23 protein-coding genes and 1 pseudogene are annotated in these 21,552 nt (G+C 70.1%); 6 read left to right on the top strand and 18 right to left on the bottom strand.

Annotated elements, in window-relative coordinates:
- Positions 1-120 precede the first annotated feature (120 nt).
- The 11 genes and pseudogenes from tsaE to OG798_RS31955 all read right to left on the bottom strand — a co-directional run bounded on the left by tsaE (position 121) and on the right by OG798_RS31955 (position 9,648).
- A complete protein-coding gene (tsaE, locus tag OG798_RS32005) occupies positions 121-654 on the bottom strand; it encodes a tRNA (adenosine(37)-N6)-threonylcarbamoyltransferase complex ATPase subunit type 1 TsaE (protein ID WP_095853078.1) in 534 nt (177 codons plus the stop codon).
- On the bottom strand, positions 620-1,858 hold the full coding sequence (locus OG798_RS32000) for an alpha/beta fold hydrolase (RefSeq protein ID WP_067367025.1): 1,239 nt from the start codon (positions 1,856-1,858) through the stop codon (positions 620-622). The genes tsaE and OG798_RS32000 overlap by 35 nt, the downstream gene beginning before the upstream one ends.
- A gap of 158 nt (positions 1,859-2,016) precedes the next feature.
- A complete protein-coding gene (gene alr, locus OG798_RS31995) occupies positions 2,017-3,171 on the bottom strand; it encodes an alanine racemase (protein ID WP_328758070.1) in 1,155 nt (384 codons plus the stop codon).
- Positions 3,172-3,217: 46 nt separating this feature from the next.
- Complete coding sequence (locus OG798_RS31990; protein WP_095853080.1) at positions 3,218-4,093, bottom strand: L,D-transpeptidase family protein; 876 nt, start codon at positions 4,091-4,093, stop codon at positions 3,218-3,220.
- Between the two features lie 196 nt (positions 4,094-4,289).
- Positions 4,290-5,726 carry an NAD(P)H-hydrate dehydratase gene (locus OG798_RS31985; RefSeq protein ID WP_121415323.1) on the bottom strand — a complete coding sequence of 479 codons (1,437 nt, stop codon included), beginning with the start codon at positions 5,724-5,726 and terminating at the stop codon, positions 4,290-4,292.
- A 64-nt stretch (positions 5,727-5,790) separates the two neighbouring features.
- A complete protein-coding gene (locus tag OG798_RS31980) occupies positions 5,791-6,162 on the bottom strand; it encodes a holo-ACP synthase (RefSeq protein ID WP_060895278.1) in 372 nt (123 codons plus the stop codon).
- Positions 6,163-6,226: 64 nt separating this feature from the next.
- Positions 6,227-7,471: a CU044_5270 family protein gene (locus OG798_RS31975; protein WP_328758069.1), complete on the bottom strand. Its 1,245-nt coding sequence runs from the start codon at positions 7,469-7,471 to the stop codon at positions 6,227-6,229.
- Positions 7,468-8,124 (bottom strand): RNA polymerase sigma factor, encoded by a 657-nt coding sequence (locus OG798_RS31970; protein WP_095853083.1) that lies wholly within the window; start codon positions 8,122-8,124, stop codon positions 7,468-7,470. The genes OG798_RS31975 and OG798_RS31970 overlap by 4 nt, the downstream gene beginning before the upstream one ends.
- Before the next feature lie 205 nt (positions 8,125-8,329).
- The gene (locus OG798_RS31965; protein WP_060895263.1) at positions 8,330-8,821 is read right to left on the bottom strand and encodes a peptidylprolyl isomerase; all 492 of its coding nucleotides are present in this window, start codon (positions 8,819-8,821) and stop codon (positions 8,330-8,332) included.
- A gap of 132 nt (positions 8,822-8,953) precedes the next feature.
- On the bottom strand, positions 8,954-9,151 hold the full coding sequence (locus OG798_RS31960; RefSeq protein WP_095853084.1) for a hypothetical protein: 198 nt from the start codon (positions 9,149-9,151) through the stop codon (positions 8,954-8,956).
- A gap of 82 nt (positions 9,152-9,233) precedes the next feature.
- Positions 9,234-9,648: pseudogene (locus OG798_RS31955) on the bottom strand (ATP-binding protein).
- A 210-nt stretch (positions 9,649-9,858) separates the two neighbouring features.
- On the opposite strand from OG798_RS31955, the gene OG798_RS31950 reads away from it, so the two are divergent.
- From OG798_RS31950 to OG798_RS31940, 3 genes are read left to right on the top strand one after another with little or no spacing between them, the layout of a single operon-like run.
- A complete protein-coding gene (locus tag OG798_RS31950) occupies positions 9,859-10,710 on the top strand; it encodes a helix-turn-helix domain-containing protein (RefSeq protein ID WP_121415325.1) in 852 nt (283 codons plus the stop codon).
- 4 nt (positions 10,711-10,714) lie between these two features.
- Positions 10,715-10,927, top strand: coding sequence for a DUF397 domain-containing protein (locus OG798_RS31945; RefSeq protein ID WP_328758068.1), 213 nt, complete (start codon positions 10,715-10,717; stop codon positions 10,925-10,927).
- Positions 10,924-11,145 carry a DUF397 domain-containing protein gene (locus tag OG798_RS31940; RefSeq protein ID WP_328758067.1) on the top strand — a complete coding sequence of 74 codons (222 nt, stop codon included), beginning with the start codon at positions 10,924-10,926 and terminating at the stop codon, positions 11,143-11,145. The genes OG798_RS31945 and OG798_RS31940 overlap by 4 nt, the downstream gene beginning before the upstream one ends.
- Here the strand turns inward: OG798_RS31940 and glmS are convergent.
- Complete coding sequence (gene glmS, locus OG798_RS31935; protein ID WP_095853088.1) at positions 11,106-12,953, bottom strand: glutamine--fructose-6-phosphate transaminase (isomerizing); 1,848 nt, start codon at positions 12,951-12,953, stop codon at positions 11,106-11,108. The two genes, OG798_RS31940 and glmS, sit on opposite strands and share 40 nt — an antisense overlap.
- A gap of 362 nt (positions 12,954-13,315) precedes the next feature.
- On the bottom strand, positions 13,316-14,008 hold the full coding sequence (locus OG798_RS31930; protein ID WP_095853089.1) for an LAETG motif-containing sortase-dependent surface protein: 693 nt from the start codon (positions 14,006-14,008) through the stop codon (positions 13,316-13,318).
- A gap of 314 nt (positions 14,009-14,322) precedes the next feature.
- Between OG798_RS31930 and coaA the strand changes: the two genes are divergently transcribed.
- Both coaA and OG798_RS31920 read left to right on the top strand, forming a co-directional pair.
- A complete protein-coding gene (gene coaA / locus OG798_RS31925) occupies positions 14,323-15,291 on the top strand; it encodes a type I pantothenate kinase (RefSeq protein ID WP_179436466.1) in 969 nt (322 codons plus the stop codon).
- 33 nt (positions 15,292-15,324) lie between these two features.
- Positions 15,325-15,459, top strand: coding sequence for a hypothetical protein (locus OG798_RS31920; RefSeq protein ID WP_328760232.1), 135 nt, complete (start codon positions 15,325-15,327; stop codon positions 15,457-15,459).
- 47 nt (positions 15,460-15,506) lie between these two features.
- Here the strand turns inward: OG798_RS31920 and glmM are convergent, their stop codons facing one another.
- The 3 genes from glmM to rplM form a co-directional block, all read right to left on the bottom strand.
- Complete coding sequence (gene glmM, locus OG798_RS31915; protein ID WP_121415327.1) at positions 15,507-16,865, bottom strand: phosphoglucosamine mutase; 1,359 nt, start codon at positions 16,863-16,865, stop codon at positions 15,507-15,509.
- Between the two features lie 163 nt (positions 16,866-17,028).
- Positions 17,029-17,550, bottom strand: a complete 522-nt coding sequence (rpsI, locus tag OG798_RS31910; RefSeq protein WP_060895271.1) for a 30S ribosomal protein S9 — start codon at positions 17,548-17,550, stop codon at positions 17,029-17,031.
- A gap of 44 nt (positions 17,551-17,594) precedes the next feature.
- Positions 17,595-18,038, bottom strand: coding sequence for a 50S ribosomal protein L13 (rplM, locus tag OG798_RS31905; protein ID WP_060895272.1), 444 nt, complete (start codon positions 18,036-18,038; stop codon positions 17,595-17,597).
- A 472-nt stretch (positions 18,039-18,510) separates the two neighbouring features.
- Between rplM and OG798_RS31900 the strand changes: the two genes are divergently transcribed.
- Entirely contained in the window at positions 18,511-19,392 is an 882-nt protein-coding gene (locus OG798_RS31900; RefSeq protein ID WP_095853092.1) for a hypothetical protein, read from the top strand.
- Positions 19,393-19,445: 53 nt separating this feature from the next.
- Here the strand turns inward: OG798_RS31900 and OG798_RS31895 are convergent, their stop codons facing one another.
- Positions 19,446-20,186 (bottom strand): polyprenol monophosphomannose synthase, encoded by a 741-nt coding sequence (locus tag OG798_RS31895; protein WP_328760105.1) that lies wholly within the window; start codon positions 20,184-20,186, stop codon positions 19,446-19,448.
- A gap of 8 nt (positions 20,187-20,194) precedes the next feature.
- Positions 20,195-21,505: a UDP-glucose dehydrogenase family protein gene (locus OG798_RS31890; protein WP_328758066.1), complete on the bottom strand. Its 1,311-nt coding sequence runs from the start codon at positions 21,503-21,505 to the stop codon at positions 20,195-20,197.
- Between the last annotated feature and the right edge of the window lie 47 nt (positions 21,506-21,552).

The raw sequence follows: 21,552 nt of genomic DNA, 5'->3' as shown, positions 1-21,552 counted from the left end.
GGTTAGGTAGACCTAACTACGGACTGAGGTCCATGTGACCACGGCCAGGACGCCGAACGCAACATCTTGCCGACGACTTGTCGGAACCTTCACGTCCCCCGGAACCCTCACCCAGGGTGATCAAGCCGCGAGCACGCTCAGATCGGTCGTCGCCCAGCGCTCCCCGAGCCCGGTGAGCGTGACGTGCCGTACCTCGTCCGTGGTGTCGCCGACGGCCCGGTGGATGACGACGTCGAGCCGGTCGTCGGTCAGCTCCTCGACCTTGCCCTCGCCCCACTCCACGACGATCACCGAGTCGGAGAGCGACACGTCGAGGTCGAGGTCCTCCATCTCGTCGAGCCCGCCGCCCAGCCGGTACGCGTCCACGTGCACGAGCGGCGGACCGTCACCGAGGGAGGGGTGCACACGGGCGATCACGAACGTCGGCGAGGTGACCGCGCCGCGTACGCCGAGCCCCTCGCCGAGCCCGCGGGTCAGCGTCGTCTTGCCCGCGCCGAGCTCCCCGTTCAGCATCACGAGATCGCCCGCGCGCAGCAGCTTGGCCAGGTGAAGGCCCAACTCCCGCATCTGTTCTGGCGAGTTGACGGTGATCCGGACGTTCACGCCCTCGGCGGCGGGCTCAGCCGGGTTGTGCGCTGCTGCTGGTGCTTCCATAGCCACCCACGGTAGCCCCTGCCGGGACGGCGCCCGCGCGCATCAGAAGGTCGGCGAGACGGTCTATGACCACCTCGGGGTGCTCCAGCATGACCAGATGCCCGGCGTCCGGGACGAGCACCAGTTCGGCGTCCGGCAGCAGGTCCGCGATCGCCTCGCTGTGCTCACTCGGTGTCACCATGTCGCCGACCCCGGCCAGCACCAGTACCGGCAGTTCGGCGAAGTACGCGAGGGCCTCGGTCTTGTCGTGCTCGGTGAACGCCGGGTAGAACTCCGCGACGACGTCGATCGGAGTGCCCTCGATCATCCGTTCGGCGAAGCGCACGATGGCCGGGTCGACGTCCCGGGACGCGAACGAGTACCGCTTGATGATCCCCGCGAACAGGTCGGCCGTGGCCCGCCGCCCCCGCTCCACCAGGGCGGCCTGCTGACCGAGCGCCTTCAGCACCCCGGGGAGCACCCGGCGCACCGCGTTGACGCCCGCGACGGGCAGCCCGAAGTTGACCTCGCCGAGCCGCCCCGACGACGTACCGACGAGCGCGACGGCGACGACCCGCTCGCGGACGAGGTCCGGATACCGGTCGGCCAGCGCCATGACGGTCATCCCGCCCATGGAGTGCCCCACCAGCACGATCGGTCCCTCGGGCACGGCCGCGTCGATGACGGCCTTCAGGTCCTGGCCGAGCTGGTCGATGGAGACGGGCGTGCCGTCCTTCGTCTGCGCGACCCCGCGCCCGGAGCGGCCGTGACTGCGCTGGTCCCAGTGCACCGTGCGCACCACCCCGCGCAGCGCGGCCCGCTGGAAGTGCCAGGAGTCCTGGTTGAGGCAGTATCCGTGGCTGAAGACGACGGTGACGGGGGCCGGGGCCTTGCGTCCGAAGAGCCGGCGCCGGCGTGGGGTGAACGTCACATCCTGCTCGATGTCGTCCACCTCGTAGTACAGCTCGGTGCCGTCGTCGGCGTACGCCTTGCCGGGCGTGCCGCGCAGCGAGCCGTACGGGCCCGTCGAGTCGAGCGCGAGGCGGGCCTTGTTGCGCATGCCACGGCCCACCGTCAGCCGCTCTATGGCGACTCCGGCGGCGGCGCCCGCGGCGACCACGCCTATGGCGACGCCGGCGATACCGGCCTTGCGCCAGTTCCCGGCGGCGGAGGCGACGGCCGCCGCGGCGACGTCCGTCACGGCCTCCGCGCTGCTCTCGCTCACGTACCGCTCCTCTTCGCCGGGGTGTCGTTCACTTCAGTAGGTCGTGCTGGGGGTGGTGCCGGTCGTGCTGAGGGTGGTGCCGGAGGTACCGCTGATGGTGCAACTATGTCCTGTTGCCCTGTTGCCCTGCGCGGGGCACCCCCTGTACTCCCTGCGGGTTACCCGCCTTGTTCCTTATTCACGTATACGCGCGGCACTCGGGTTCCGATCCGGGTGACGATTTCGTACGCGATCGTCCCCGCCGCCCGCGCCCAGTCCTCGGCGGTCGGCTCGCCCCGGTCGCCCGGACCGAACAGGATCGCCTCCGCACCGGGCACCGGCTCGTCCCCGCCCAGGTCGACCACGAACTGGTCCATCGCGACCCGCCCCGCCACCGTCCGCCACTTGCCGCCCACCAGCACCGGTCCGGTGCCGGAGGCGTGGCGCGGCACGCCGTCCGCGTAGCCGACGGGGACGAGGCCGAGGGTGGTGGCACCCGCGGTGACGTAGTGATGCCCGTAACTGACTCCGTGGCCCCCCGGTACGTGCTTCACCAGCGCGAGGGACGCGCTCAGTGTCATCACCGGGCGCAGCCCGAAGTCGGCCGGGGTGCCGATCTCGGGGCTGGGCGAGATGCCGTAGACCGCGATCCCCGTCCGTACGAGGTCGAAGTGGCTCTCGGGGAGGGTCAGCGTGGCCGGCGAGTTCGCGATGTGCCGCACCTCGGGGCGCACGCCCCGCTGCTCGGCGTACGTCACCATCTCGCGGAAACGGTCCAGTTGGGCACGGATGGAGGGATGCCCGGGTTCGTCGGCGCAGGCGAAGTGCGACCACAGACCGGTGATGTCGATCAGCCCGCGTTCCTCGTCGCGCAGCGCCTCGCGCACGAGTTCGGGCCAGTCGGCGGGCTGGCAGCCGCCGCGCCCGAGCCCGGTGTCGGCCTTGAGCTGGACCCGGGCGGCCGTCCCGGCCGCCTCGGCGGCGGCGGTGACCTCCCGCAGGGCCCACATCCCGCTCACCGACACGTCGAGGTCGGCCTCGATGGCCTCCCGCCACGGCCCGCCGGGCGTCCACAGCCAGCACATGATGCGGCTGTCGGTCAGGCCGGCCGCGCGCAGCGCGAGGGCCTCCTCGGGGGTGGCGGTGCCGAGCCAGGTGGCGCCCGCCTCCAGCGCCGCACGGGCGCACGGGACCGCCCCGTGGCCGTACGCGTCGGACTTGACCACGGCCATCAAGGCCGCGGACGGCGCGTGGGCACGCAGGGTCCGCACGTTGGCCCGCAGGGCGGCCAGGTCGATCTCTGCGCGGGCGCGCAGGGGTGCTGTGTCGTTCATCGCGCCCCCAGTGTCTCAGAGGGGTCCGAGGGCCCCCGGAGGACGGTCAGGTGCCGGCCCTGCGGCCCCACACGTACACGTGGTCGTTCGTCTTGGTGACGTTCCACAGGGAGCGGGCGTCGGCCAGGCGCAGATTGACACAGCCGTACGAGCCGTTCGGGTCGTAGATGCTGCCGTAGATGGCGTGGAAGGCCTCTCCGCCGCTGAAGAACTGGCTGTACGGCATCGGGGTGTTGTACAGCGTCGACCAGTGGCTCTTGTGCTTCCAGTAGACCTTGAACCAGCCGGTCCTGGTCCGGTACCCGGCCCGGCCGCTGCGCATCGGCACCGGTCCCCACAGCACCTTCTTCCCCTTCTGCACCCAGGTGAGCTGCCGGGTCAGGTCCACACACGCGACGCGGTACGAACGCACGGGACACTTCCCGGCCGCGTTCGGGTTCTTCTTCGCGGACAGCAGCTGCATCCGGGCCCAGGTGACAGGCCCGGCGAAACCCGTGTTCGGCTTGATCCCCTCCTTCGTCTGGAACGCCCGGATGGCGGCGCAGTCGCCCGCCGACTGCTTCCCGTCGACCTTCCGCTTCAGCCACCGCTCGACCTGCCGCTGGTACGGCCCGGTCAGCTTGCTGCACGTCACGGACTTGCCCGCGAGGGCCTCGCTGAGCGGGATGTACTCGATGAGCGCGTCCGTCTCCGCGGGGGCGTCCCTCGGTTCGACGGCGTCCTCCTGCGCGCTCGGTGTGTACACCTTGGGCGGCAGCATCTGGTCCGGTGTGTCCACCTGCCACGGATGACGGGGCCCCGGCGGCACGCCGGGCACCAGCTCGCTTCCCGGCCCGGGCGCCGGGGGCCCGGCCGCCGCCGCGCCCTCCACCGGCATCACCACCAGCAGCGCGAGGAGCACCCCCGTGCTCCCGCATCTCATTCGTCTGCTCATCATCATGCGACCAGCGATACGCAACCCCAAGGCGAGCGGGGGTGAGCCGCGCGGACGGTGTCCCCCGTAATGGGCAACGCAGCGCCCCCGTAAGGGGCGCGGGGGCTGGGGCGAAGCCCCGCCCCAGGGGCGCGGGGAACTGCGCGCCCAGCCCCCACCACCCCGCAGACAAAGAACGGCAGGGTCAGCGGAGCGCGTGGGCGTCCCGCCAGGCCTCCGGAATCGCCGCCGCGACATCATGCGCCCCCAAGGGCGCCCCGTCCGCCGCGAGCCTCCCCGCCAGCCCATGCAGATACGCGCCCACACTCCCCGCGTCCAACGCCGACAACCCGGCCGCGAGCAACGACCCCGCAAGCCCCGACAGCACGTCCCCGCTCCCGGCCGTGGCCAGCCACGCCGTGCCCGTCGGATTCACCCGCACCGCACCGCCCCCCGGATCGGCGACCAGAGTCGTCGACCCCTTCAGCAGCACGGTCGCCCCGTACCTAAGCGCCAACTCCCGCGCCGAAGCCAGCCGAGCCGCCTCCACCGACTCCCGCGAGACCCCGAGCAACGCCGCCGCCTCCCCGGCATGCGGAGTCATCAGCGTGGGCGCGGTACGGGCCCGTACGGCGGACCGGTCCGCGAGCCGCAGCCCGTCCGCGTCCACCAGCACCGGCACATCCGCCTCGAGCACCTGCGCCACCGCCGACGCGTCGTCCCCGACCCCGGGCCCCACCACCCACGCCTGGACCCGCCCGGCCCGTGCGGGCCCCTGGTCCGACACGAGCGTCTCGGGAAAGCGGGAGATCACGGCATCCGCCGCGGGCCCGACGTACCGCACCGCCCCCGCCCCACCCCGCAACGCCCCGGACACGGCGAGCACGGCGGCCCCGGGATACCGCGCGGACCCGGCCGCGATCCCCACGACCCCGCGCCGGTACTTGTCGCTCTCGGCCCCGGGCACCGGCAGCCGCGCCGCCACGTCCGCGTGCTGAAGGGCCTCCAGTTCGGCCTCCTCGGGCAGTTCGAGCCCGATGTCGACGAGGCGTACCGAACCGGCGTACTCACGCCCCGGGTCGATGAGCAGCCCGGGCTTGTGCGTCCCGAAGGTCACCGTCAGATCGGCGCGGACGGCGGTGCCCAGGACCTCTCCCGTGTCGGCCTCGATCCCGCTCGGCAGGTCCACGGCGACCACGGCCGCCCGGGAGTCCGCCGCGTACTCGGCCAGCGGCACCGCATCGGGCCGCAGCCCGCCCTTGCCCCCGATGCCGACGATCCCGTCCACGACGAGGTCGGCCCGCAGGATCAACTCCTCGGCGGCGCCGGACCCGGCCACCGTGCCCCCGGCCCGCCGCAGCGCGGCCAGGCCCGCGCCATGCGTCCGTTCGGGCGCGAGCAGCACGGCGGTGACCCCCGCCCCCCGCCGCGCCAGCCGGGCCCCGGCGTACAGGGCGTCGCCCCCGTTGTCCCCGCTGCCCACGAGCAGCACGACCCGGCTGCCGTACACCCGTCCCAGCAAGTCCGCGCAGGCAGCGGCCAGTCCGGCCGCGGCGCGCTGCATCAGCGCACCCTCCGCGAGCCGCGCCATCAGCTCACGCTCTGCCGCCCTGACCGTCTCCACGCTGTACGCAGTACGCATGGGTCGAGTCTCCCGTACGCGGGCCCACCGCGCCGCCCCGACCGCCGTACGACCGCCCTCTCCCCTACCCCTCCGCCACCACGACGGCCGAGGCCACTCCGGCGTCATGGCTCAGCGACACATGCCACGAACGGACGCCCAGTTCGGCCGCGCGCGCCGCCACCGTCCCCGTCACCCGCAGCCGCGGCCGGCCGCTGTCCTCGACGTAGACCTCCGCGTCCGTCCAGTGCATGCCCGCCGGGGCGCCCAGCGCCTTGGCGACCGCCTCCTTCGCGGCGAAGCGCGCGGCCAGGGAGGCGATGCCGCGGCGCTCCCCGTTCGGCAGGTGCAACTCCTGATCCAGGAAGAGCCGATGGGCCAGCCCCGGCGTACGCTCCAGCGCCGCCAGGAACCGGTCGATCTCGGCCACGTCGATACCGACCCCGATGATGCTCATGCCCAGCACCCTATGGGCCGGACGGCCGCCGACGTGCCGACCTCTCGGCGTTGCTCGCGCGAGCTCAGCGCTTGGCGTTCTTCGGCACGGTGATCTGGTGCTCGCCCCAGCTCATCCGCGTCGTCGCCTCGTAGTTCACCGTCGTACCCGCGTCGAGACCCGCCTCCCGGGCCCTGGCCGACGGTTCGACCAGCACGACCTGCTCGCAGAGCATCGCGCCGGTGGTCGGGTCCACGACCAGTTGCTGCTGCACGCTTCCCAGCGGGGTTCGCGCCGTGCCGGGGAACGCGACACCGACGCCCGCACGCCCCAGTGGATCGGTGACACGCCCGAGCCCCCGGACGCCGGGCAGGTCCGCGATCACCCGATACGCGGCCGCCCGTACGGCGGGCTTCACCGGCATCGTGATGAGGTCGGCCGCCTGGCGCAGCACATAGGCCGTGCGGCCGGCGCCGGTCTCGGCACCGCTGCTGTCCTCCGCGTACAGCTTCTCCAGCTGACGGCGCAACTCCCCACTGTTGGAGGGGAGTTCGCGCAGATCCTGGTACGAGACGTTCCGCGGGCCGAGGGCGTAGATCTTGTCGTCGGCGTCCGTCCGCATGACCATCGGCCGCCCGGTTCCGATCCTGTACCCCAGCGTGCCCTGTCCGGCCGTTGTCGAGGCCTCGGCCTGCACGGTGGCGGGCGAGCCCGCGGCCCGCCAGCGTGCCTTGTCCGCCTCGGTGCGGGGCGCGGTCACGTCGTCCAGACCGGAGACCATCAGGCTCTGGGTTCCCGGACGCACACCCACCGACCACTGTCCGGTCGACGTGGTGCGCACGGCGAAGAGCTGTCCCTTCGCATCGACGACGTTCACGTCCTGCGAGCGGGTGGTGGTCTGCCAGTACGTTCCCTCGGCGGCCGGTGTCTCCGCCTTCTTCGCCACACTGAGCAGTTCGAGGCGGCCGTCGACCTGGACGTCGGCACGGCCCTCCGACGCCGCCGAGGCCGACCCCGCCGTGGCGGACGAGGACTGCGGGTGGGCGCTCGCGCGCACCCCTGAAGGGTCCTGCCCGTCGAGCGTGCTCACGACCACCACGGACGCCGCGACGGCCACGACGGTCCCGAGCGGCCGGATCCCCACCCAGAGGCGCCGCGGTTCCTCGGAGCGTGTCGCGCGACTGTCCGTAGCTCCGGCCAGGATGCGTGCCAGGTCGTCGTGCTGCCGCGGGGAGCCGGCCAGCCGGGCCGGGTCGAGTTCATCGGGCCGGGCGTCCGCGAGCACCCTCAGGACGTCGGGCCGCCCGGACCGTACACGGGTGTTCTTCACGTGAGTGCTCCTTTGCGATCGGTGCTGCGGTGCGGGGCCCGAGCCGGTGGCACTTGCGCGGCCGGCGCTTGTACGGACGCTTGTGTGCGCGTCGCTTGTGCGGGTGACGTCTGTGCGGGCGGTGCTTGCGCGGGGGCTACGGATGCCGTCTCCGCCGGGGACACCGCCTCCAGGGCCTTCTCCAGACGGCGGCGGGCCCGGTGCAGCCGGACGGTCAGCGTCGCGATGGTGCAGCCCAGGACCCGTGCCGCCTGCTTGGGGCTCAGCCCGTGCCAGGCGATCAGAGTCAGCAGTTCCCGGTCGGCGTCGGACAGACTCGCCAGGGCCTGCAACGCGGCTTCCCGGTCGGTCACGTCCGCCGCGACGTCACCGACGTCGCTCCGGGCACCGCTGCTGATGCGCTGCGCCTCCTCGGCGGCGACGGCGTACTGGTGGCTGTCCCGGCGGCGCAGTTCGCGCACCAGGTTGCGGGCCACTCCCAGGAGCCAGGGCAGTGCGGGTTGCGGAATGTCCCGCACGCGCCGCCAGGCGACGGTGAACGTCTCGCTCGTGATGTCCTCGCCTACCTGTCGACCCACCAGACTCGTGGCATAGGCGAGGACGCGCGGATAGCACTCCTCGTAGACGTCCCTGAAGCGTTGGGCATGTGTCACACGCCATCCCCTCATATCGGCTCTCTCACCAAGCAATGCGCGTGAGCGCCCACTTCTTACAGGGCGAGCCGAAATTCATGCGGTGTGGTCCGCGTCACGCCGGGGAGAGGCGAGGGGTGCCCGATACCGATCGAGCGGGAACGGCCGCAGCCGTTCCCGCTCGATCTCTGTGCTGTACGGCCGGACGAGTCCTGGCCTGGATCTCTCAGACGGTGCCGGAGTCCGAGATGACGATCTTCTTGGACGTGGCGCCGGAGCGGCTGCCGAGCTTCTCGACGGCCTTGACGACGTCCATGCCCTCGACGACCTCACCGAAGACGACGTGCTTGCCGTCGAGCCAGTCGGTGACGATCGTGGTGATGAAGAACTGCGAGCCGTTGGTGTTCCGGCCGGCGTTGGCCATGCTCAGCAGACCCGGCTTGGTGTGCTTGAGCTTGAAGTTCTCGTCCGGGAACTTCGCACCGTAGATGCTCTTGCCGCCGGTGCCGTCCTCGTTGGTGAAGTCACCGCCCTGCAGCATGAAGTCCGGGATGACACGGTGGAACGGCGAGCCCTTGTAGCCGAACCCGTTCTGACCGGTGGCCAGCTCACGGAAGTTGCGGGCCGTCTCCGGGACCACGTCGTCGTACAGCTTGAACTCGATCCGGCCGAGCGGCTCCCCGTCGGCGGACACCTCGAAGAAGACGTTCTGTCCCATGGCACTGCTCCTCTTGTATTCGAAAGGTCGTGTCCGAGAATAAGAGGGCATCGGCCCACGGGTCGCAGCGGGAACCCCCACAGCGGGACAAACGGCCTAACGCCACCGTCGGGACGAGCCTCCTCGCCGACACTAGTCACCGTCTCCGCCGGACTGCTGCACACTCCGCCGCCGGTTGCTCTTCGCGAAGGCGCGCACCAGCTCCCCCACGACGAGCGTCACCGCCGCCACGCCCCGGACCCAGCGGGGGCCGCCGCGCGACGCCCACACCACACACACGCACCCACCGATGACAAGCACCAGGAGACCGGCCAGCACCAGAACGCCCATGTTCCCCATCCTGCATTCGCATATCCGTACGGTGCGGGTGATCCTCTCAGGAGGGAGGGCCCCACGGGACGCCCGCCCGAAACTAGGCCGCCGCCAGCTCGCACCACACGTACTTGCCGCGCTGCCCGTTCGTGGCCAGCGGCTGCCAGCCCCACAGATCGGCGCAGGCCCGCACGAGCGCGAGGCCGCGCCCCTCCTCCGCGTCGGCGACCCGTTCCCACGGCAGGGACGGCTCCGGGGGCTGCGGGTCCGCGTCCCAGGCGCCGATGCGCAGGACCCCGGCCCCCCACTGCACCCGTAGCGCCGCCTGCCCCTTCGTATGCCGTACGGCGTTGGAGACCAACTCGGCCGCGACCAGCTCGGCGACGTCGGTGAGGCGGATGAGTCCGTGCAGGGTGAGGGATCAGGCGGACGGTACGGCGACTGACGGTGACGGCACGGAGGTCGTGGGGGATGTACATCATGTACTCCCAGGGTTCGGCGACAGTTTCGGACATGGGTGAACTCCGCTCGTGGGGAGGGGAGTTGGGGATACACAGCGGTTACGGGCGGTGGCATTGACGCAGCCGTCACGGCAGAACGGAGCGGTGCGCTTCCGGTGCCCCGGAGTGTCGCAGTGTGTGCGTCACGTCACTCACCGTAGGGATAACCTGTCATCCCGAGCAAGCCGATCGCGTAATCCGCCCCCGAACGAGAAGGAGCAACTGATGGTCCTGAGGCGCGAACCAACGGCACGTCAGATGCGCCTGGGGATCGAGTTGCGCAGACTCCGCGAGGCGGCAGGGCTCACCGCCGTCGAGGCGGCGGCGTTGCTCGGTACCGGTCGCGTCCAGATCAGCCACATCGAATCCGGACTCACGGGCGTGAGCGAACAGCGACTCCGCCGCCTGACATCCCACTACGCCTGTTCGGACGGGGAGTTCATCGGCGTCTTGGTCGCGATCGCCGCTGACCGAACACGCGGTTGGTGGGAGGACTACCGGAGTCTGCTGCCAACGCCGTTCCTGGATCTGTCCGAGCTGGAGCACCACGCCAAGTACCGGTGGGACGTGGACTTCCTCCACGTCCCGGGCCTTCTGCAGACCGAGGACTACGCCCGGGCGCTCTTCTCGTACGTGAACCCGGAGTTCCCGGAGAGCGAGGTGGAGCGCTGGGTGGAACACCGGATGAAGCGCAAGGTCATCATCGAGCGCCCTGACCCGGTCCCATACAAGACCCTGATCCATGAGGCGGCTCTGCGTATCCGAGCCGGCGACCGCGCCACGGCACGCGCTCAGCTCGCCCGCATCCTGGAACTCGCCGAAGCCGACCACATCACCGTGCGCGTCATCCCCTTCGACCTGGATGGCTTCGGAGGAGCCGGAAGTTCCATGGTGTATGCGGGTGGCGCAGCCTCCAAGCTGGACACCGTCGTGCGCGACGGACCCAACGGCCCCGTGTTCATCGACGCCGAAGCCCAACTCAGCCGCTACCGAACACTCTTCCGTAGGGTAGAGACGGTGTCACTCGAACCCGAACGCTCGCTTGACTTCATCCACCAGCTGGCGAAGGAGCTGTAAGGAAATGACCACCCACGACGTCTGGCAGAAGTCATCCCTCTCCGGCGGCGGCCAAGGCGACGCCTGCGTGGAAATCGCCAAGCGCCGCACCCACATAGCCATCCGCGACTCCAAGACCCCGGCCAGGGCCACCCTCACCGTCCCGACCGGAGTCTTCGCCGCCTTCATCGACGCCCTGCGCACCGACTTCGCCAAGTTCCGCGGAGACACAACGTGACCGCCCCCGACAACTGGCGCAAGTCGTCCTACTCGGGTCCGGGCGACGGCAACTCCTGCGTGGAAATCGCGAACTCACCCACCCACATAGCCATCCGCGACTCCAAGACCCCGGCCAGGGCCACCCTCACCGTCCCGACCGGAGTCTTCGCCGCCTTCATCGACGCCCTGAAGACAACTCACTCCACCGTCACCGACTTCGCCAGGTTCCGCGGCTGATCCACCTCGTTGCCCCGCGCCGTCGCCAGTTCACACGCGAAGACCTGCAACGGCACCGTCGCGACAAGCGGCTGAAGCAACGTCGGCGTGGCCGGAATCCGGATCAGGTGGTCGGCGTAAGGCACCACCGCCTCGTCCCCCTCCTCCGCGATCACGATCGTGCGCGCACCCCTCGCCCGGATCTCCTGGATGTTGGACACGATCTTGTCGTACAGAACCGAGCGCCCGCGCGGCGACGGCACGACGACCACGACCGGCAGATCGTCCTCGATCAACGCGATCGGCCCGTGCTTCAGCTCACCCGCCGCGAAGCCCTCGGCGTGCATGTAGGCGAGCTCCTTGAGCTTGAGGGCACCTTCGAGGGCGACCGGATAGCCGACGTGCCGCCCCAGGAACAGCACGGTCTTCTTGTCGGCGAGCGATCGTGCGAGCTCCCGTACCGGCTCCATGGTCTCCAGGACGCGTTCCACCTCGCCGGAGATCTGGGACAGGTCCCGGATGACGGCCTGGATCTCGTCGCCCCACTTGGTCCCGCGGACCTGGCCCAGGTACAGGGCGACCAGATAACAGGCGACCAGCTGCGTCAGGAAGGCCTTGGTGGACGCGACGGCGACCTCAGGACCCGCGTGCGTGTAGAGCACCGCGTCCGACTCGCGCGGGATCGTCGAACCGTTCGTGTTGCAGATCGCCAGCACCTTGGAGCCCTGTTCGCGGGCGTGCCGCAGGGCCATCAGCGTGTCCATGGTCTCGCCGGACTGGGAGATGGCGATCACCAGCGACCGCGTACCGAGAATCGGATCCCGGTACCGGAACTCGCTCGCGAGCTCCACCTCGCACGGGATCCGCGTCCAGTGCTCGATGGCGTACTTGGCGATCAGCCCGGCGTGGAAGGCGGTCCCGCAGGCCACGATGACGACCTTGTCGACCTCGCGCAGCTCGTGAACCGGGATCCGCACCTCGTCGAGGGTCAGTGAACCGGCCGCGTCGATCCGGCCCAGGAGCGTATCGGCGACCGCCTTGGGCTGCTCGGCGATCTCCTTGAGCATGAAGTAGTCATAGCCCCCCTTTTCCGCGGCCGAGGCGTCCCAGTCGATGTGGTACGAGTGCACCTCCGCCGGACGGCCGTCGAAACCGGTCACCGTCACGCCGTCGCGGCGCAGCTCCACCACCTGGTCCTGACCCAGCTCGATCGCCGACCGCGTGTGGGCGATGAACGCGGCGACATCCGAGGCGAGAAAGGCCTCGCCCTCTCCCACGCCCACCACGAGCGGCGAGTTCCGCCGCGCCCCCACCACCACGTCCGGATCGTCCGCGTGCACCGCGACCAGCGTGAACGCGCCCTCCAGACGGCGGCACACCAGCCGCATCGCCTCCGCCAGGTCGTCGCACGCCGAGAACTCCTCGGCGATCAGGTGTGCGACCACCTCGGTGTCGGTCTCGGAGGCCAGCTCGTGCCCGCGCTCGGCCAACTCGGCACGCAGTAGCGCGAAGTTCTCGATGATCCCGTTGTGCACGACGGCGACGCGCCCGGCGTTGTCGAGATGCGGATGGGCGTTCGCGTCCGTGGGCCCCCCGTGCGTGGCCCAGCGCGTGTGCCCGATCCCCGTCGACCCGGTCGGCAGCGGCCGGCCGACCAGTTCCTTCTCCAGGTTGACCAGCTTCCCGGCCTTCTTCGCGGCGGCGAGCCCCCCGTCCGCGAGCACGGCGACACCCGCCGAGTCGTACCCCCGGTACTCCAGCCGCTTCAGTCCGGCCATCACCACGTCAAGCGCCGACTGCGACCCCACGTATCCCACGATTCCGCACATGAGCGGCAGCCTAAGGGCCGGGGGGCGCCCGAACCCGGCACTTCGTGCCCGAAATCGGAAATTCCAAGGCGGGTCGACAACCCGCCATCTTTGATCCGACGTGCGACCTCCACCCATGGATGGCCATGGCGGTCTCGATGTCATCGCGGTGACGGTCGGTGTAAGTGGCGCGTCCTGTGCGAGCGCGCGGCGCCAGGGTGGCTGGCCGTGACTCGCTTTGCCGCTGGTGTACCGACACCATGACGGCCCGACCGATGATCTTCGGTCGGGCCGTTTGCCCTGGTGGACGGTGACGGCTGGGGCCGAGGCCCCCAACCGGTGACGCTCTACTTTCAGGCCGTGTCCAAATGAGACAGGGGCTGTCAGTGGGAGCCGTGTGCCGCTCGGCGGCGCAGCGCAACGACAATGCCGCCGCCGGCCACGACCAAGGCCGCGGCGATGCCGGCGATCACCGTGGTACCGCTGCCCGCGCCGGTCTCGGCAAGGTCGGTGCTGCCGCCCGCGGGCGACGGGGCGCTGCTCGCATCCGGCACGGCGGCTGCGCTGCTGCTCTGTGCCGGGCTCGGCAGCGTGGTCGGGGTGGCGGAGGACGCCGAGGAGGGATGCGCGGACGGAGTCGCGGGCGCCGAGGAGGAGGGGCTGGAGGGCTCGCAGGTTTCGTCCCCCACGACGGTCAGCGGCTGGATGTCGTCGTCGACCTGGTCGCCCGCCTTGACGTGGACCCGGTAGGTCTGACCGGGGTACCACTCCGAGGGGGTGAGATCGACGGTGGTGCCCTGCGCGGTGGGGTGCTCGATCGTCTTGATGTCGACGCGCCGTTCACCGCCCGGCATGCTCAACTGCAGGTAAAGGGTGATGGTGGCCGGGGTGCCGGAGGCGTCCTTGTCGGTGACGCGGATGACGCCGTTGCCGCCTGCGTCACACACGGCCGCCGCCGAGAAGTCGCTGATGCTGCACGCCAACGCCGTATGGGCGGCACCGATGGAGAGTGCGGCCGCGGCCCCGAAAGTGCCTATGACACGTGCCGCTCTGGCGGCGCGATAAGAAAGCAACACTCTTGTCCTTCAAGGTCGATGAGGATGCGACGGGACGATCCGCTAGTCCGGCAGGCGAGCCCCGAGAGCCTGAAACTCCCCACGTCTACAAGCCGGTCGAGCCCCCTGTCAAAGACGCAACACTGCAGGTCACGGCTCGATGAACAGGTGGTCATGATCCGGCCTGAGGTCGGTCACGCGATGGTCATGGGCGGGCCCGAGGCGCGCACGCACTACTGATCATCTTCAGGGCCGCTCCCCGCACGTGACCGACCCCACCCCCCACCCCGTCCACACTCCCGTAACAATGGACCGTGATCTCTCCGGTCTCCCCGATGCCCCGGAGCGCCCACCGGCACAGGCCGGAGGCGACTCCCTACGTCGACCTCACCCGAGCCGAGTGGAGCGTGCTGCGCGAAAAGACGCCGCTGCCACTGACGGCCGAGGAGGTCGAGAAGCTGCGCGGTCTGGGCGATGTCATCGACCTCGACGAGGTGCGGGACATCTATCTGCCGCTGTCCAGACTGCTCAATCTGTACGTCGGCGCCACGGACGGGCTCAGAGGGGCGCTGAACACCTTCCTCGGCGAGAAGGGCTCCCAGTCCGGCACCCCCTTCGTCATAGGGGTGGCCGGGTCGGTCGCCGTCGGCAAGTCCACCGTCGCGCGCCTGCTGCAGGCCCTGCTCTCGCGTTGGCCCGAACACCCGCGCGTCGAACTGGTGACCACGGACGGTTTCCTGCTCCCCACCAAGGAGCTGGAGGCACGCGGTCTGATGTCGAGGAAAGGTTTCCCCGAGTCGTACGACCGTCGGGCCCTCACCCGGTTCGTTGCCGACATCAAGGCGGGGAAGGACGAGGTCACGGCCCCCGTCTACTCCCACCTGATCTACGACATCGTCCCCGACCAGCGGCTCACCGTCCGCCGTCCGGACATCCTCATCGTCGAGGGCCTGAACGTCCTGCAGCCCGCCCTCCCCGGCAAGGACGGCCGCACCCGCGTCGGCCTCGCGGACTACTTCGACTTCAGCGTGTACGTCGACGCCCGCGCCGAGGACATCGAGCGCTGGTACCTCAACCGGTTCAAGAAGCTCCGCCAGACCGCCTTCCAGAAGTCCGACTCCTACTTCCGCAGGTACACGCAGGTCTCCGAGGAGGAGGCGCTCGACTACGCCCGCACGACCTGGCGCACCATCAACAAGCCCAACCTGCTGGAGAACGTGGCCCCCACCCGGGGCCGCGCCACGCTCGTCGTGCGCAAGGGCCCGGACCACAAGGTGCAGCGCCTGAGCCTGCGCAAGCTGTAGTCGCCGGGCGAGGGCGCTGACGCGGTACTGATCGTGGGCGCGAGGGCGACGACCGTGTTCCGCGGCATCTTCGTGGACACGGTCGGCCAGTTCAGCCAGGCCGAGCTGCTGCTGAACCTGCTCGGCGTCATCCTCGCCGGCACGCTCACGCTGCCGGCCCAGAAGTGACTCTGGGCCCAGCACCGGAAACGTACCGCCAAGGCGGCGGGGCAGTCTTAGCCCAGTGCCGACTTCACCGCGTCCGCGAGCCGCCCCGCCACCGACCGCGCGTGGTCGATGTCGGCGGCCTCGACCATGACCCGGACGAGCGGCTCGGTGCCGGAGGGGCGCAGCAGCACCCGGCCGGTGGAGCCGAGTTCCCGCTCGGCCTCGGTGACCGCGGCCGCCAGTTCGGCGGAGCTGTTCACCCGCGAGCGGTCGACGTCGGGGACGTTGATGAGGACCTGCGGCAGCCGCTCCATGACGGACGCGAGGTCCTGGAGCGTACGGCCGGTCTGGGCGATCCGGGCCGCCAGCAGCAGGCCGGTCAGCGTGCCGTCGCCGGTGGTGGCGTGGTCGAGGATGATCACGTGCCCGGACTGCTCGCCGCCGAGCGCGTAGTTGTGCTCCTTCATCTCCTCCAGGACGTAGCGGTCGCCGACCGCGGTCTGGATGAGGGAGACGCCCTCGCGCTCCATGGCGAGCTTGAAGCCCAGGTTGGACATGACCGTCGCGACAACAGTGTCGGAGCGCAGTGCGGAACGCTCCCGCATCGCCAGCGCGATGACGGCCAGGATCTGGTCTCCGTCCACCTCGGCACCCGTGTGGTCCACGGCGAGGCAGCGGTCGGCGTCGCCGTCGTGCGCGATGCCGAGGTCGGCTCCGTGCTCGACGACGGCGGCCTTCAGGAGGTCGAGGTGGGTGGAGCCGCAGCCGTCGTTGATGTTCAGGCCGTTGGGCGAGGCGCCGATCGTGATGATCTCGGCACCGGCCTGCGTGAAGGCCTCGGGAGACACTCGGGCGGCGGCGCCGTGCGCCTCGTCGAGGACGACCTTCAGGCCGTCGAGGCGGTTCGGGAGCACGCCGAGGAGGTGGGCGACGTACTGGTCGAGCCCCTCGTCGTAACCGCGCACGCGCCCGACCCCGGCGCCGGTGGGCCGGTCCCAGGGCGCACCGGTGCGGTGCTCCTCGTAGACGCCCTCGATCCTGTCCTCCAGCTCGTCGGCGAGCTTGTGGCCGCCGCGGGCGAAGAACTTGATGCCGTTGTCGGGCATGGCGTTGTGGCTGGCCGAGAGCATCACGCCGAGGTCGGCGCCCAGCGCGCCGGTGAGGTACGCCACCGCGGGGGTGGGCAGCACACCGACGAGCAGGACGTCCACACCCGCGCTGGCCAGGCCCGCGACCACGGCGGCTTCCAGGAACTCCCCGGACGCGCGCGGGTCCCGCCCGACCACTGCCACCGGCCGGTGGCCCTCGAACGTACCCGCCTCGGCCAGCACATGCGCCGCCGCCACGGAGAGACCGAGCGCCAGCTCGGCCGTCAGATCCGCGTTGGCGACACCGCGCACGCCGTCCGTGCCGAAGAGTCGTCCCACTGGTGTCCTCCTGATGAAGCTCAGTTTTCGGAAGTCATCCGATCATGCAAGCCTTTGAGCGCCTTGTGCCGTTATACGCCCTGGGCTGTGATAAACGAACGCCCCGGCGGCACACAGCGTGCCGCCGGGGCGAACGGTCGTACGAATACGCAGCAGCCGACGATTAACGCTTGCTGTACTGCGGAGCCTTACGGGCCTTCTTGAGACCGGCCTTCTTGCGCTCGACCGCACGGTCGTCGCGCTTGAGGAAGCCGGCCTTCTTCAGGGCCGGGCGGTTGTTGTCCACGTCCGCCTCGTTCAGCGCGCGGGCGACACCGAGACGGAGCGCACCGGCCTGACCGGAGACGCCGCCACCCGAGATGCGGGCGATGACGTCGTAGCGGTTGTCGAGCTCGAGCACCTTGAAGGGCTCGTTGACTTCCTGCTGGTGCACCTTGTTGGGGAAGTAGTCCTCAAGGGTGCGACCGTTGATCTTCCACTTGCCGGTGCCCGGGACGATCCGGACGCGGGCGATGGCGTTCTTGCGACGGCCCAGGCCGGCGGCCGGCTGCGGGTCACCGAAGCGGCCCGCGAGCGACTCCGAGGTGTACTCGCCCTCGACGGGGACCTCGGACTCGGTGGTGTAGTTCTCGATGTCGACGAGCTCAGTCTCTTCGACCGGCTGCTCAACGGTGGTCTCGGCCACGATTCTCCTCAGATTCTTTTCTGTCTTAGGGGTGGTGGCCGGAACTACTGCGCGACCTGGGTGATCTCGAACGGGACCGGCTGCTGAGCAGCGTGCGGGTGGTTCTCGCCCGCGTAGACCTTCAGCTTCGAGAGCACCTGACGGCCCAGGGTGTTCTTGGGGATCATGCCCTTGATGGCCTTCTCGATGGCCTTCTCGGGGTTCTTGGCCAGCAGCTCGTCGTAACGGACGGAGCGCAGACCACCCGGGTAGCCGGAGTGGCGGTACGCCAGCTTCTGGGTCTTCTTGTTGCCGGAGAGGTGCACCTTGTCGGCGTTGATGATGATGACGAAGTCACCAGCATCGACGTGCGGCGCAAAGATCGGCTTGTGCTTGCCCCGCAGGATGTTCGCGGCAGTGGTGGCCAGACGGCCCAGGACGACATCCTGGGCGTCGATGACATACCACTGGCGAGTGATGTCGCCGGGCTTGGGGCTGAACGTACGCACTTCGCAGCCTTCTTCTTCAGTGGATGGGTGCTGACACATGGCATCACTGAAGCGATCGTGCAGCTGGGGACGACAGTGCCGGGAACGATGCCCGTATGCCGCCCACTGGTAACTGCTCCAGGGAACCTACGTAGCGGCCTCTCGCGTGAGAACGACCAAGCCGATACGCATAACGAACTGCAAGGGTACCCGCGGTTGCCCGGACGGGTCAAAACGCGGGTTCGCGACCCGAGTGCCGTAGCACTCAGGGCCACGCGAGCAGTCCCTGTAAACAGAGTAAGGCAGTCCTTTCCTCCGCAACGGTCCGACTACCCGGCGTCACCCGACGGCCCGCACCTGGAAGCCTGCCGAAGCGTGTCGCACCAACCACCCGGAGATGTCAGTTTTGCCCGTGCGCACTCAGGTCACGCTAGGGGCTCAAGTGCCCTCCGGTGCGGACCGGCACCCCCGGGACCCCGTCTAAGATGCGCGCATGAGTTATGGGCAGGGTGGGCAGGGGGAACCTCCGTGGGATCCCTGGAAGCCTGGTTCTCAGCAACCCGATTGGGGACGTCGGAACCAGACTCCGGACTGGGCGGCACTCGCCGACGCGTCCGAGGCACGCAACCGACGGCGCAGACTGCTGGTGATCGTCGGCTCGGCGGTCGCCACGATCGCGGTCGGCGCTGCCGTCGCCGTGGCCGTCGTCTCCTCGAACGGGGACAACCAGGCTGGGAACACACCCAGCAAGCTGCCCGCCACCGCGAGCATCCCGAGCGACAGCACGGCGCCGGTACCGACGTTCGCGCCGACCTCGGCGCCGCCGCCGCTGGATCCGCTGGACTTCATATCCAGCGTGCAGAAGGACACCGCACCGCTCAGCCCGGACATCCTTTTCCCCGGTTCGCAGCTCACGATGGGTGACCGCGTCTACCGCAAGGGCCCCACCGCCTCGACGACGAACTGCGCGTCGGCCGTGCAGGGCACGCTGCCCGCGGTGCTCAACAAGAACGACTGCACCCGGATGATGCGCGTCACCTACACCAAGGACGGCGTCTCGGTGACCGTCGGCGTCGCGGTCTTCAACACCGCGGCCCAGGCGGTCAAGGCGAAGTCCGAGGCGGACGGCAAGAGCATCATCACCTCGCTGTCCGGCCAGGGCGTCGCCAACTTCTGCCGTACGGCGGTCTGCCGCTCGACCACCAACTCCTTCGGCCGTTACGCCTACTTCACGCTGGCCGGCTTCAACAACGGCAAGGACGTGACGACGAAGGACGCCAAGGTCTTCAGGACCGGCGACGACCTGGCCGAGTTCGCCTTCCGCCAGATCCGCCGCCGCGGCGAGGCCCAGGCGTCGACGGCGGCCAACCAGTAACCGGCCGGCCGCCGCCGTACCCAGGACCTGGGACCCGGAACCTGGGTCCCGGGTCAGTTCTTCTTCATGCGCAGCCGGATCGGCACCAACGCCGACTCCAGCTGCGTCTTCAGTGTCATCTTCGAGACCCCTTCGGTCCGCTCCTCGAAGCGGATCGGGATCTCGACGGCGCTGTGCCCCGCCCGTACGGCCTTGTACTTCAGCTCGACCTGGAAGCTGTAACCGGCGCTGTCCAGCGTGGCCAGGTCGATGTCGCGCAGGGCCTGGGCCGACCAGAGGTTGAACCCGGCCGTGATGTCCCGGATCCGGGTGCCGAGCACGGTACGGGCGTACCGGTTGGCGAAGCGGGAGAGCAGGACGCGGTGCGTACCCCAGTCCTCGTCCAGCGAGCCGCCCTCGACGTACCGGCTGCCGATGACCAGCCCCACCCCGTTGGCCAGGGCCGTGCCGAGCATCCGGGGCACGGCCTCGACGGGGTGGCTGCCGTCGGCGTCCATCTGGACGACGTACTCGGCGCCCTCGTCGAGCGCGAGGCTCATCCCGGCCGCGTAGGCGCGCCCGAGCCCGTCCTTCTCGGTGCGGTGCAGCACGCTCATCCGGCGCCGCCCCTTGGTGTTGTACTTCTCCGCCAGCTCGTCGGCGATCCTGCCGGTGCCGTCCGGGCTGGAGTCGTCCACGATCTTCAAGTGAAGCCCGTCGAGCGGCAGTTGAAGCACCGCTTCCGCCATCCGCGGCAGGTTGGCCGCCTCGTTGTAGGTCGGCATGACCACGGTCAGCGCCGTGTCCGCCCCCATGTCGTGCGTCAAGCTCTTCTCCCCTCCCCGCCGGGCGCGGGGCGTCCCAGCGCCCGGAATTCCCAGCCCGCCGCGGTCCAGCGGTCCGCGTCGAGCACTCCTCTGCCGTCCACGATCCGCGGACGGGACACCAGGGCCGCCAGCGGCCCCGGATCCAGCTCCCGGAACTGCGGCCACTCCGTCAGATGCAGCACGAGGTCCGCCCCGCCGAGCGCCTCCTCGGCCGAGACGGCATAACCGAGCAGCGGATACGCCTTGCGGGCATTGTCCATCGCCTCGGGGTCATAGACCGTGACGTCGGCGCCGTCGAGCCGCAGCCGGGCGGCCACGTTCAGCGCGGGCGAGTCGCGGATGTCGTCCGAGTCCGGCTTGAACGCGGCGCCCAGGACGGCGATCCGGGCCCCGAGGACTCCTCCCCCGCACAGTTCCCGGGCGAGCGCGACCACCTTGTCACGGCGGCGCATGTTGATGGCGTCGACCTCGCGCAGGAACCCGAGCGGGACGCCGAGCTCGTCGGCGCGGTGCGCGAAGGCGCGGATGTCCTTGGGCAGACAGCCGCCGCCGAACCCGACACCCGCGCGCAGGAATTTCGCGCCGATCCGGTCGTCGTGGCCGATGGCCTCGGCCAGGACGGACACGTCGCCGCCCGCCGCCTCGCACACCTCCGCCATCGCGTTGATGAACGAGATCTTGGTGGCGAGGAAGGCGTTGGCGGCCGTCTTGACCAGCTCGGCGGTCGGGAAGTCCGCGGTGACCAGCGGCGTCCCGGCAGCCAGGACCGGGGCGTACACCTCCCGCAGGATCGCCTCGGCACGTGCGGAGCCGACGCCGAACACCAGCCGGTCGGGCCGCAGGGTGTCGTCGACGGCGAAGCCCTCGCGCAGGAACTCGGGGTTCCAGGCGACCTCCACGGCATGGGTGTCCGCGAGCCGCTGGGCCGTTCCCACCGGCACGGTCGACTTCCCGACGAGCAACGCGTCCTCGGCCGCGTGCGCGGCGATCGCCGCGAACGCCGCGTCGACGTACCGCAGGTCAGCGCCGTCGCAGTCGCTCCGCTGCGGGGTCCCGACGCACACGAAGTGCACCTGCCCGAAAGCCGCCGCCTCCTCGTAGGAGGTGGTGAACCGCAGCCGTCCCGAGCCGAGATGCTCGCGGACGAGTTCACCGAGCCCGGGCTCGTGGAAGGGCACCCGCCCGGCGGCCAGCGCGGCCACCTTGTCGGGGTCGATGTCGACCCCGAGCACCTCGTGCCCGAGTTCCGCCATACAGGCGGCGTGGGTGGCACCGAGATAGCCGGTGCCGATGACTGTGAGCCGCATACGGGCGGTCTCCTCAACCTTCGTGCCAGGGGCCCATGGGGGCGACC

It is taken from the genome of Streptomyces sp. NBC_00271 (assembly GCF_036178845.1).
Taxonomy (GTDB): Bacteria; Actinomycetota; Actinomycetes; order Streptomycetales; family Streptomycetaceae; genus Streptomyces.
This window is presented reverse-complemented; position numbering and strand designations above follow the sequence as displayed.

Coding starts and splice junctions, on each gene's coding strand:
- tsaE (WP_095853078.1), bottom strand. CDS start 654: ATGGAAGCACCAGCAGCAGCGCACAACCCGGCTGAGCCCGCCGCCGAG.
- alr (WP_328758070.1), bottom strand. CDS start 3,171: ATGAACGACACAGCACCCCTGCGCGCCCGCGCAGAGATCGACCTGGCC.
- OG798_RS31990 (WP_095853080.1), bottom strand. CDS start 4,093: ATGAGATGCGGGAGCACGGGGGTGCTCCTCGCGCTGCTGGTGGTGATG.
- OG798_RS31985 (WP_121415323.1), bottom strand. CDS start 5,726: ATGCGTACTGCGTACAGCGTGGAGACGGTCAGGGCGGCAGAGCGTGAG.
- OG798_RS31980 (WP_060895278.1), bottom strand. CDS start 6,162: ATGAGCATCATCGGGGTCGGTATCGACGTGGCCGAGATCGACCGGTTC.
- OG798_RS31965 (WP_060895263.1), bottom strand. CDS start 8,821: ATGGGACAGAACGTCTTCTTCGAGGTGTCCGCCGACGGGGAGCCGCTC.
- OG798_RS31960 (WP_095853084.1), bottom strand. CDS start 9,151: ATGGGCGTTCTGGTGCTGGCCGGTCTCCTGGTGCTTGTCATCGGTGGG.
- OG798_RS31950 (WP_121415325.1), top strand. CDS start 9,859: ATGGTCCTGAGGCGCGAACCAACGGCACGTCAGATGCGCCTGGGGATC.
- OG798_RS31945 (WP_328758068.1), top strand. CDS start 10,715: ATGACCACCCACGACGTCTGGCAGAAGTCATCCCTCTCCGGCGGCGGC.
- glmS (WP_095853088.1), bottom strand. CDS start 12,953: ATGTGCGGAATCGTGGGATACGTGGGGTCGCAGTCGGCGCTTGACGTG.
- coaA (WP_179436466.1), top strand. CDS start 14,323: ATGCCCCGGAGCGCCCACCGGCACAGGCCGGAGGCGACTCCCTACGTC.
- OG798_RS31900 (WP_095853092.1), top strand. CDS start 18,511: ATGAGTTATGGGCAGGGTGGGCAGGGGGAACCTCCGTGGGATCCCTGG.
- OG798_RS31895 (WP_328760105.1), bottom strand. CDS start 20,186: ATGGGGGCGGACACGGCGCTGACCGTGGTCATGCCGACCTACAACGAG.
- OG798_RS31890 (WP_328758066.1), bottom strand. CDS start 21,505: ATGCGGCTCACAGTCATCGGCACCGGCTATCTCGGTGCCACCCACGCC.